The 9,446-nt window shown below is 72.1% G+C and carries 10 protein-coding genes; 4 read left to right on the top strand and 6 right to left on the bottom strand.

Translation table 11 applies throughout. From position 1 onward, the window contains the following. Positions 1-1,193: hypothetical protein (locus ACFWYW_RS58310; RefSeq protein WP_379641444.1), on the top strand; the 1,193-nt coding region annotated here is incomplete at its 5' end. 14 nt (positions 1,194-1,207) lie between these two features. Here ACFWYW_RS58310 and ACFWYW_RS58305 read toward each other — a convergent pair. Genes ACFWYW_RS58305 through ACFWYW_RS58295 form a run of 3 tightly spaced genes read right to left on the bottom strand, consistent with a single transcriptional unit; the run spans position 1,208 to position 4,568 of the window. Beyond that, on the bottom strand, positions 1,208-2,077 hold the full coding sequence (locus ACFWYW_RS58305; protein ID WP_379626536.1) for a carbohydrate kinase family protein: 870 nt from the start codon (positions 2,075-2,077) through the stop codon (positions 1,208-1,210). Next, entirely contained in the window at positions 2,074-3,099 is a 1,026-nt protein-coding gene (locus ACFWYW_RS58300) for a LacI family DNA-binding transcriptional regulator (RefSeq protein ID WP_379626538.1), read from the bottom strand. Before ACFWYW_RS58300 ends, ACFWYW_RS58305 begins: the two co-directional genes overlap by 4 nt. 5 nt (positions 3,100-3,104) lie before the next feature. Then, positions 3,105-4,568 (bottom strand): glycoside hydrolase family 13 protein, encoded by a 1,464-nt coding sequence (locus ACFWYW_RS58295; protein ID WP_379626540.1) that lies wholly within the window; start codon positions 4,566-4,568, stop codon positions 3,105-3,107. 298 nt (positions 4,569-4,866) lie between these two features. On the opposite strand from ACFWYW_RS58295, the gene ACFWYW_RS58290 reads away from it, so the two are divergent. Further along, the gene (locus ACFWYW_RS58290; protein ID WP_379626542.1) at positions 4,867-6,153 is read left to right on the top strand and encodes an ABC transporter ATP-binding protein; all 1,287 of its coding nucleotides are present in this window, start codon (positions 4,867-4,869) and stop codon (positions 6,151-6,153) included. A gap of 12 nt (positions 6,154-6,165) precedes the next feature. Here the strand turns inward: ACFWYW_RS58290 and ACFWYW_RS58285 are convergent, their stop codons facing one another. The 3 genes from ACFWYW_RS58285 to ACFWYW_RS58275 form a co-directional block, all read right to left on the bottom strand. After that, a complete protein-coding gene (locus tag ACFWYW_RS58285) occupies positions 6,166-6,873 on the bottom strand; it encodes a FadR/GntR family transcriptional regulator (protein ID WP_379626544.1) in 708 nt (235 codons plus the stop codon). A gap of 253 nt (positions 6,874-7,126) precedes the next feature. After that, positions 7,127-7,888: an IclR family transcriptional regulator gene (locus tag ACFWYW_RS58280; RefSeq protein WP_379626546.1), complete on the bottom strand. Its 762-nt coding sequence runs from the start codon at positions 7,886-7,888 to the stop codon at positions 7,127-7,129. 11 nt (positions 7,889-7,899) lie between these two features. Beyond that, positions 7,900-8,244, bottom strand: a complete 345-nt coding sequence (locus ACFWYW_RS58275) for a hypothetical protein (protein WP_379626548.1) — start codon at positions 8,242-8,244, stop codon at positions 7,900-7,902. Between the two features lie 51 nt (positions 8,245-8,295). Here ACFWYW_RS58275 and ACFWYW_RS58270 point away from each other — a divergent pair, with 51 nt between their 5' ends. After that, positions 8,296-9,090, top strand: a complete 795-nt coding sequence (locus ACFWYW_RS58270) for a cyclase family protein (RefSeq protein ID WP_379626550.1) — start codon at positions 8,296-8,298, stop codon at positions 9,088-9,090. Next, positions 9,087-9,446 (top strand): MmgE/PrpD family protein (locus ACFWYW_RS58265; RefSeq protein WP_379641443.1); only part of this gene is annotated, 360 nt, incomplete at its 3' end. The genes ACFWYW_RS58270 and ACFWYW_RS58265, both read left to right, overlap by 4 nt.

Here is a 9,446-nt window from a genome sequence, read left to right as displayed (position 1 = left end):
GGAGCGGGCGGCATCCGCCGAACGGCGGAGGCGGGGCCGGTGCGCGGGCCATCGGATCCGGCGAACGGCAGATGTGCGCCGGCCGCCCCCGCCGCGAGGCTTGGGCCATGAACACGACGAAGGTTGCGACAACCGCCCGCTGGCCCCGCCGGGCGACGTGGGGAGCGGCCGCGTGGTCGCTGGCGTACGGCGGTCTGGGGCTCTTCTGGGCGTACGGCGGAGCCGGCTTCCCCTTCGGCGAAGGCGACGTCCCCGACGCCCGCGCCGAGTCCTTCATGGGCGCGGCCACGGCCGCCGGAACCGCCCCGGTCATCGCCGGGCTCGGCCTCGCGGGCGCTCTCCTGGCGGTGGCCATGACCCGCGACTGGAGCGGCCAGGCGCGGCGCTGGAGCGCGGCGGCCAGGGTCGCGATGCTGGTTCCCGCGTGGGCGATGGCGTTCCTGCTGGTGGTGCTGGTGCCGGATGCCCGGATCATGACGGCGGTCGGGTACGCGCCGATCTTCCTGGTGGGTCTGCCGTTCGGCTGGCCGGACGCCAACTACTTCGAGCTGGCCTTCCCCTGGCCGGTGGTGAACATGCTGATCTGCCTGGCCGGCGGCCTGCTGTGGGCGGCGGCGGCGCTGGCGGCCACCCGCCGCAGCGCGGGCGCGTGTCAGAGCTGCGGCCGCGCGGACGGCCACGCCGCGCACTGGAGGACGCCCGCGGGCGCGGCACGCTGGGGCAGGTGGGCCGCGTACACGGCCTTCGCCGTTCCGCTGTTCTACTCGGTCGTGCGCTGGGCGTGGGCGATGAAGATCCCGCTGCTGTTCTCGGAGGAGGGGATCAGGTGGCTGCACGAGACCGGGATGGCGTGGGCGGGCGCGGGGCTGGCCACGTTCGGCGCGGTGGGCGGCGTGCTGACGCTCGGCCTGGTCCGCCCGTGGGGCGAGATCTGGCCGCGCTGGGTGCCGGTGCTCGCCGGCCGGCCGGTGCCGCGCAAGCTGCCGCTGGGCGCGGCCACGGCGGTGACGGCGGTCCTGGCCTCGGCCGGGGCGGTGGCGATCCGGGTCACCGACTGGACGGACCCGGCGTCGTGGCTGGTGAGCCCGATGGCGTACTGGCCCATCTGGGCCGTGGCGCTCGGCCTGGCCACCCTGGCCTACTACTACCGCACCCGCCCGGCCTGCCTTCGCTGCGGCCTCGGCGCCCGGTGACGCCCTCCCGGAGGCTACGCCCGCGCGAGGAGGGCGGCCTCGGTCAGCGGGGACTCGTGGGTGCCCGCCACCGTGCAGGCGTGGGCGCCGGTCAGCGAACCCAGCCGGACCGCCGTCTCCAGGTCGTGGCCGCGCAGCCGGCCGTACAGGAAGCCGGAGACGAAGGCGTCTCCCGCGCCGTTGGTGTCGACGACGGGGCCGGGCGGGGCGGCGGCGGGAAAGGCGCGCGGGCCGGTGCTGCCGCGCTCCAGGACGAGGCAGCCGCCGGCGCCGCGGGTGCACACGACCGTGTGGGCGCGGCCCTTGTCGAGGATGCGGCGCATCGTGGCCGGCGGGTCGGGCAGGGCGGCGGCCGAGAGGAAGACGAGGTCGGCCTGGTAGGCGAAGTCCTCGTGGTAGGGGTTGACGCCGTCCCAGTCGTGCAGGTCGGTCGAGGTGGGGACGCCGGGCAGGCCGGCGAAGACCTTCCTGCTGAAGTCGGTGATCGACAGGTGGGCGTGGCGGGGGCGCGGGCCGGAGTACAGGGACGGGGGCAGCGTCTCGCCGGGTGTGGCGCGGGGGTCGAACAGCGAGGTGCGGCGGCCGTCGGGGCCGACGAGCAGGACGCTGCGGCGGGTACCGGCCACGGCTTCGCCGAACGAGCAGTCGACGCCGCTCAGCGCGCGGCGGACCAGCGCGCCCTGCGGGTCGTCGCCGATCAGGTCGGCGAACTTGGTGCGCAGGCCGAGCGCCGCGCAGCCGAGCGCCACGCCGGCGCCGGTGTTGCCGATCCGGTCGATCACGGGCGGGACGGTGTAGGTGTCGGCGTACGGCAGGGGCAGTCCTGGCACGTAGACGGTGGTGTCGACGCCGGCTCCGCCGACCACGAGGACGTCGTGGGTCACCGGTTCACCAGCGGGCCGGAGCCGGTGGAGCCGCGGACGACGAGCTCCGGCTGGAAGACCAGCTCGACGTGCCGGGCGGGCGCGCCGTTCACCTCCTCCAGGAGCGTCTGCACCGCGGCCGAGGCCATCGCGCCGATGGGCTTGCGGACGGTGGTGAGCGGCGGGTCGGTGAACGCGATCAGCGGCGAGTCGTCGAAGCCCACCACGGACACCTCGCCGGGCACCGACAGGCCGCGCTCTCGGCAGGCGCGGATCGCGCCGAGCGCCATGAGGTCGCTGGCGCACACGATGCCGGTGCAGCCGCGTTCGAGCAGCTGGGCGGCGGCGGCCTGGCCGCCTTCGACGGAGAACAGCGAGTGGGCGATGAGGCCGTCCACCTCGGTGGCGCCGAGCAACTGCGCCATCGCCTGCCGGTAGCCGTCGATCTTGCGGATGACCGGCACGAAGCGGCGCGGGCCGAGCGCGAGGCCGATGCGCTCGTGCCCGAGGTCCACGAGATGCTGGACGGCCAGCCGCGCCGCCAGCCGGTCGTCGGGGGAGATGAACGGCGCGTCGATGTGCTCGCTGTAGCCGTCGACCAGCACGATCGGCAGCCCGCGGTCGGTCAGGCGCGTGTAGCGGTCCATGCGCGCGGTGGTGTCAGCGTGCAGGCCGGAGACGAACACGATCCCGTTGACGCCGCGGTCGACGAGCAGCTCGGTGAACTCGTCCTCGGGGGCGCCGCCCGGCATCTGGGTGCACAGCACGGGCGTGTAGCCGTGCTGGGTGAGCGCCTTCTCGATGGCCTGCGCGAACGCGGGGAAGATCGGGTTGTCGAGCTCGGGGGTGACCAGCCCGACCAGGCCGTTGCTGCGCTGGCGCAGGCGGGGCGGGCGCTCGTACCCCATGAGGTCGAGCGCGGTCATGACGGCCTGGCGGGTGGCCGCGGAGACGCCGGGCTTGCCGTTGAGCACCCTGCTCACGGTGGCCTCGCTCACCCCCGCCTGGGCTGCGATGTCGGCAAGGCGGGCGTGTCCGTTCATGGGCGCTACTTTACTTTCCACCACACCGCGGAATCGGGAGCGCCGGGCGTGGCGGCCGACGACAGCACGGGCGCGCCCTCCAGGGCGAAGTCGACGGGTCGCGCGGTGAGGTTGACGGCGCAGACGAGGTCGCCGCGGGCGAACATCAGCGTGCCTTCCGGCGAGTCGAGCCAGCGCAGCTCACCGGTGATCTGGCGGCGCAGCCGCAGCGCGGCGCGGTAGAGCTCCAGGGTGGAGCCGGGCACGCCTTCCTGGGCCTCGACGCTCAGCTCGGACCAGCTCGCCGGGATCGGCAGCCACGGCAGTTCCCAGCCGAGCTCGCGGGTCCAGGGCAGCGGCACACGGCAGCCGTCGCGCCCGCTCTCGGGGTCGCGCAGCCGCTGCGGGTCCTGCTGGACCTCCTCGGGCAGGTCGAGCACCTCGGGCAGCCCCAGTTCCTCGCCCTGGTAGACGTAGGCGGAGCCGGGCAGCGCCAGCGTGAGCAGCATCGCGGCGCGGGCGCGGTCGAGGCTGCCGTAGCGGGTGACGTGCCGCCTGACGTCGTGGTTGGACAGCACCCAGGTGGACGGCGCGCCCACGGAGGCGGCGCTGGCCAGGGAGGCGTCGATGGCCTCGCGCAGGCGGGGCGCGTCCCAGGGGGTGCTCAGGTAGTGGAAGTTGAAGGCCTGGTGGAGCTCGTCGGGGCGGACGTAGCGGGCCAGCCGCTCGGGCGTGGGCGCCCAGGCCTCGGCGACGCCGATGCGCTCGCCGGGGTAGGAGTCGAGGATGTGCCGGAAGTGGCGGTGGATGTCGTGGACGCCCTCGTTGTCGAAGTACGGCACGACGTCGGAGCCGATCATCCGGATCTGGTCGCTGTGCCCGATGTCGGGGAGGTCGTGCGGTTTGACCATGCCGTGGGCGACGTCGATGCGGAAGCCGTCCACGCCGAGGTCGAGCCAGAAGCGCAGGATCGAGTCGAACTCGGCGCGCACCTCGGGGTTGTCCCAGTTGAGGTCGGGCTGCTCCTTGTCGAACAGGTGCAGGTACCACTGGCCGTCCTCGACCTGCGTCCAGGCCGGGCCGCCGAAGATCGACTCCCAGTCGTTGGGCCGGTCGCGGAAGATGTAGCGCTCGCGGTGCCGCCCGCGCAGCGCCTCCTGGAACCACGGATGGGCCGAGGAGGTGTGGTTCGGCACGATGTCCACGATGACCCGCAGGCCGAAACCGTGCGCCTCGTCGATGAGCGCCTTGGCGTCGGCCAGCGTGCCGAACAGCGGGTCGACGTCGCGGTAGTCGGCGACGTCGTAGCCGAAGTCGGCCATGGGCGAGGTAAAGAAGGGGGTGAGCCAGACGGCGTCGACACCCAGGCTCTTCAGGTACGGCAGGCGGTCGCGCACACCGATCAGGTCGCCGACGCCGTCGCCGTTCCCGTCGGCGAAGCTGCGGACGTACACCTGGTAAATGACGGCGTCGCGCCACCAGTCGGTCATGTAAACCCCCCAATAGTCCCGTACATGACATCTCTTTCCGCAAGTTTCCGCAAGTCTTTCATGCACCACCAACCCCTGATTTTTCGCCACACTTACCCCTAGAGTGGGATAAAACCCCCTATGTGAGGTGACTCACCACCCGGAAGCTTGGCTGAGGCACAAGACAGAAGTCAGGCGGCGTGTCAACCCCTGCGCGCCCGATCCATAGAGATTTTTTATGGCAAGCCTGGACATCAGGCTGTAACCGCGATGTACTACCTCATCAATCACAGCGGAACCTGGCTGCAAGGTGCTGCCCATGAGCTCGGTCGTTCTCGACAAAGTGACCAAGGTTTACCCGGGTGACCACCTGGCGGTCGATCGCATGAGCTTGAAGGCGGAGGACGGCGAGTTCCTGGTCCTGCTGGGCCCCTCCGGCTGCGGTAAGTCCACCCTGCTGCGCATGATCGCCGGGCTGGAGGAGATCACCGAGGGCGACCTGTGGCTCGACGGCAAGCTCGCCAACCACCTCGCCCCCCGCGACCGCGACGTGGCCATGGTCTTCCAGAGCGGCGCCCTGTACCCCCACCGCTCGGTGCGCGGCAACATCGCCTTCCCCCTGGAGATCGCCAAGGCCGACCCCGCGCTGGTCAAGGAACGTGTGCAGGAGCTGTCCAAGGCGCTGCACATCGACGAGACGCTCGACCGCCGCCCCGGCACCCTGTCCGGCGGCCAGCGCCAGCGCGTGGCCATGGGCCGCGCCATCGTCCGCCAGCCCAAGATCTTCCTGATGGACGAACCGCTGTCGAACCTCGACGCCGGCATGCGCACCGAACTGCGCATGGAGATCTCCGCCCTGGTCAGGTCGCTCGGCGTCACCACGATCTACGTCACCCACGACCAGGTCGAAGCGCTCACGCTGGCCGACCGGATCGCCATCATGAACCGCGGCGTCCTGCAGGACGTCGGGACCCCGGCGCAGATCTACAACGACCCGGCGACCGCCTTCGTCGCCGCCTTCCTCAACTCCCAGCAGCTCAACCTGCTGGCCGCGACGGTACGCACCCCGCAGAACCAGTACGTGATGCTGGACTTCGGCCCGCACCGGCTGACGATCCCCTGGAGCGACCCCCGGGCGTACGCGATCTCGCAGTACACGGGCAGCCAGGTGCTGGTCGGCATGCGGCCCGACGGGCTGGCGCCGGTGCCGGAGACCTATGACGGGCCGGCCTTCTTCGGCCGGGTCAGGGCGCTGGAGTACCACGGGCACGAGTGGCTGGCCTATGTGGAGTGCGGGGCGCCCGGCGTGGCCGTACCCGAGCCGCCCGACCCCCGCCGGCGCGTCAACGGCCACGCCCAGGAGTCGGCGGGCCTGGGCACGCTGCTGCGGCGGCTGTTCGCCTCACGCGTGGTGATGGAGGAACAGGAGCAGGAGCAGGCGGAGGAGAGCGGTCACCACCGCAGGACCGACCTGATCGTCCGGCTGGGCGTGCGCCCGGCCTGGCGGGTCAACGACGCCGCCAAGGTGGCCGTGGACGTCTCCCGCCTGATGGTCTTCACGCAGGAGGGCGCCCGCATCGACGCCCCCCGCCGCGCCACCACCTGACGAGCGCGCGTCCTACGGCGTGGCGTTGCGGTCGATGGCGAGGTAGGTGCCGCGCAGACGGGCCAGGTGGGCGTGCTGGGCCTCGCGGGCGCCGGGCTCGTCGCCCGCCTCCACCCGGGCGAGGATCTCGCGGTGGTCGCGGTCGACGTCGTGCCAGAAGCGGCCGGGGGCGCGTGAGCGCAGGAAGCGCTCGTCCAGGACCTGGAAGACGGGCCTGGCCACCACCTCCAGCAGCGGATTGCCGCAGGCGCCGAGCAGCAGCGCGTGGAAGCGCTTGTTCGGCTCGTACATCTCCTCCGGAGAGGCCGCCCCGGGGTCGAAGAGCGTGGCCCGCAGCGCCGCCAGGTCCTCGGGGGTACGGCGCAGCGCCGCGAACCCGGCCGCGGGCACCTCCAGCAGGTCCCGGATCTCCAGGAACTGGTCAACGGTGAGCTGGGTGTCGCCGGCCAGCAGGTTGAGGCTGGTGGCGAGGTAGTCGCTGATCTGCTCGGGCCGCGGCGTCACCACGAAGCTGCCCCCGGCCACGCCCCTGACGGTGGCGATGAGGTTCTGGCTGGCCAGCAGGCGCAGCGCCTCGCGCACGGTGCTCCGGCTCACGCCGTAGGCGGCCGACAGCTCGGGTTCGACCGGCAGCCGGTCACCGGGGCGGAAGCGGCCGGCCACGATGAGCTCCCGCAGTTCGGCGGCGAGCGCCTGGTAGGCGGGCGGCTTCTTGGTCACACCGTCAGACCCTACTCGGCGGGTCCCGGCCGTGGCGCTTGAGAGATTCGGCCCCGCCCGGCCCTGCCGGACGGGGCCGGCGAGGTGCCGGGGTGGTGGGTTCGGCCTCCCCCACGGTGAGGCCGATCCTGCCGTTCCGAACCCCGCCGTACGAGGGGCCCCGTTCCACTTCTGGGAACAGCGTTCCAATCTGAGGCGGCTGTGTCAATGGCAAGAACCGGAGTGGCCTGGCCGTACCGGAGAAAACCGGAGTTCAGGCGCGGTGACCGAGTCGTGCGGAAAGTCGGTCGGTGGCCTCCAGAAGGGCCGCGGCGCACGCGTCGGCCTCGCCGACGAAGCGTTCGGCGGGCCCGCAGACGCTGATCACCGCGGCGGGCAGGCTGTGGTGGTCGAGGATGGGCGCGGCCACCGAGGCGGCGCCGCGCTGCCGTTCGGAGATCGACATGGCGTAGCCGCGGCGGCGGATCAGCGCCAGCTCGGTGCGCAGCCGCTCCGGGTCTGTGACGGTGGCCGGGGTCAGCGGGTCGAGCGGCGCCGACAGGTAGGAGTCGATCTCCACCTCGGGCAGGAAGGCGAGGAACGCCTTGGACGAACCCCCCGCGTGCAGCGGGTACGGCACGCCGAGCGAGACCGCCATGATGACCTCGCGCGGCGGCTTGACCTGGTCGATGTAGACGCGGCTGAGGCCGGTCCTGATCGACAGCGTCGCGGTCTCGGTCGTGCGGGCGCTCAGCCCGGCCAGCTCGGGCGCGGCCAGGCGGCGGATGTCGATGCGGTCCAGATAGGCCAGTCCCAGCCGCATCGCGGTCAGCCCGAGCGAGTAGCGGCGGCTGTCCTCGTCGAGTTCGACCAGGCCGCGGCTGCGCAGGGAGGCCAGCACGCGGTGGACCGCCGCCTTGGACATGCCGAGGCTGTCGGCGAGCTCGGTCACCCCGAGCGTGCTGGTGCCCGCCTCGGCGAAGCGGACGAGTACGTCGGCCGCCCGCTCGACGGTCGCGACGGTCTGGCTGGACATGCTGGAGCCTTTCACCTGCGATGCAACCCCACCGGTACGGGTGGGTCAGTCATGATCCTCGTGTCCACGAAGTCCCACCATTCTTCCTGTGACACGCGCTGCGACTCCCAGGAAGAGTCGCTCTTGAGGGTGGCCAGGGCCTTTCTGTAGGCGCCCCAGGCCGCCTCGTCGTCGAAGGCCGCCCAGTTCTCCAGCATGTAGACGTCACCGACGACGCTGTAGAACCAGCGCACCTCCTTCACCATCGGCAAATCACGGTAGAACCAGCGCTCGCGCTCCTCCAGCCACTCCCAGAAGGCCGCCATGTCCCTGCGGGCGCGTTCGGCGAGCCGCATCCGGTAGACCAGGTAGATCATGGGTACAGTCTGAAACCTAATTCCAATAATTGGAACAACCGGGAGTGAGCCATGTGGCAGGACGGGTTGCGTGTGTACGACTTGGCGCAGCCGATGCGAAGGGGTATGCCCCAATCGCCCAATCATCCCCCATTTCGCATGCTCCTGGAGCGCCGGCACGGAGACGTGGTCCGCGCCGACGGCGGTTCCGCCGCCAACGAGCTGATCGTCACCGGCGGCCACGTCGGCACCCACGTGGACGCGCTGGCCCACGTCTCGCACGACGGCCTCCTGTACGGCGGAGCCGACCCGGCCGACCTCACCACCAACGACGGCTTCAGCTCCCTGGGCATCGACTCCTTCGACCCGTACGTGGGCCGGTGCGTCCTGCTCGACGTGGCCCGCGTCCACGGCGCCGACTTCCTGCCCCCGGGCTACGAGGTGAGCGTCGCCGACCTGGAGAAGGCCGCCGAGGGGGTGGAGATCCGCGCCGGCGACGCCCTGCTGATCGGCACCGGCTGGTCGCGCGTTTGGCACGATCCCGGGCGGTTCACCGGCCAGACGGCGGGCGTACCGGGGCCGGGGGTCGAGGCCGGGCGCTGGCTGGCCGAGCGGCGCCCGCGCGTGGTCGGCGGCGAGACGATCGCCTTCGAGCACATCGCGCCGGAACGCGGCCACGCCGCGCTGCCGGTGCACCGGATCATGCTCGTGGAGTCGGGGATCAACATCGTGGAGACGATGCGGCTGCACGAGCTGCTCGACGCGGGGGTGCGCGAGTTCCTCCTGGTACTCAATCCGCTGCCGATCGTGGGCGCCACCGGCGCGCCGGTCCGGCCGCTGGCCGTTCTGCCCGGGGAGCGCGCATGACCACACACGTGCAGCTGCTGGCCGCCTTCGCCGCGGGCTGCCGCGACGACGGCCTGCCCGGCGAGGTCCGCGCGGACGTCGCCGGCCGGATCCTGGACGTGCTCGGCAACTGCCTGGCCGCCTACGCCGAGCCGGACGCCGACGCCGCGCCCGCGGTCCTGCGCGCGGCCCTGCGGTGGAACGGTACCGGGGAGGCGACGACGATCGGCAGCGGCCACCGCCTGCCCGCCCCGTCGGCCGCCCTGGTCAACGGCACGCTCGCGCACTCTCTCGACTACGACGACACCCATCTGCCCTCGGTGCTCAAGGGGTGCGCCCGCGTGGTGCCCGCCGCGCTGGCCGGCGGGGTGGCCGGG

Origin of the sequence: Nonomuraea sp. NPDC059023 (genome assembly GCF_042740095.1) — a bacterium.
GTDB lineage: Bacteria > Actinomycetota > Actinomycetes > Streptosporangiales > Streptosporangiaceae > Nonomuraea.
The sequence above is the reverse complement of the archived record's forward strand: the minus strand, read 5'-3'. Positions and strand labels throughout refer to the sequence as shown.

What these genes read in the sequence shown, in the direction of transcription:
- ACFWYW_RS58300 (WP_379626538.1), bottom strand. Translation starts at nt 3,099, where the DNA reads ATGAACGGACACGCCCGCCTTGCCGACATCGCAGCCCAGGCGGGGGTG.
- ACFWYW_RS58280 (WP_379626546.1), bottom strand. Translation starts at nt 7,888, where the DNA reads ATGTCCAGCCAGACCGTCGCGACCGTCGAGCGGGCGGCCGACGTACTC.
- ACFWYW_RS58270 (WP_379626550.1), top strand. Translation starts at nt 8,296, where the DNA reads ATGTGGCAGGACGGGTTGCGTGTGTACGACTTGGCGCAGCCGATGCGA.
- ACFWYW_RS58295 (WP_379626540.1), bottom strand. Translation starts at nt 4,568, where the DNA reads ATGACCGACTGGTGGCGCGACGCCGTCATTTACCAGGTGTACGTCCGC.
- ACFWYW_RS58290 (WP_379626542.1), top strand. Translation starts at nt 4,867, where the DNA reads ATGAGCTCGGTCGTTCTCGACAAAGTGACCAAGGTTTACCCGGGTGAC.
- ACFWYW_RS58275 (WP_379626548.1), bottom strand. Translation starts at nt 8,244, where the DNA reads ATGATCTACCTGGTCTACCGGATGCGGCTCGCCGAACGCGCCCGCAGG.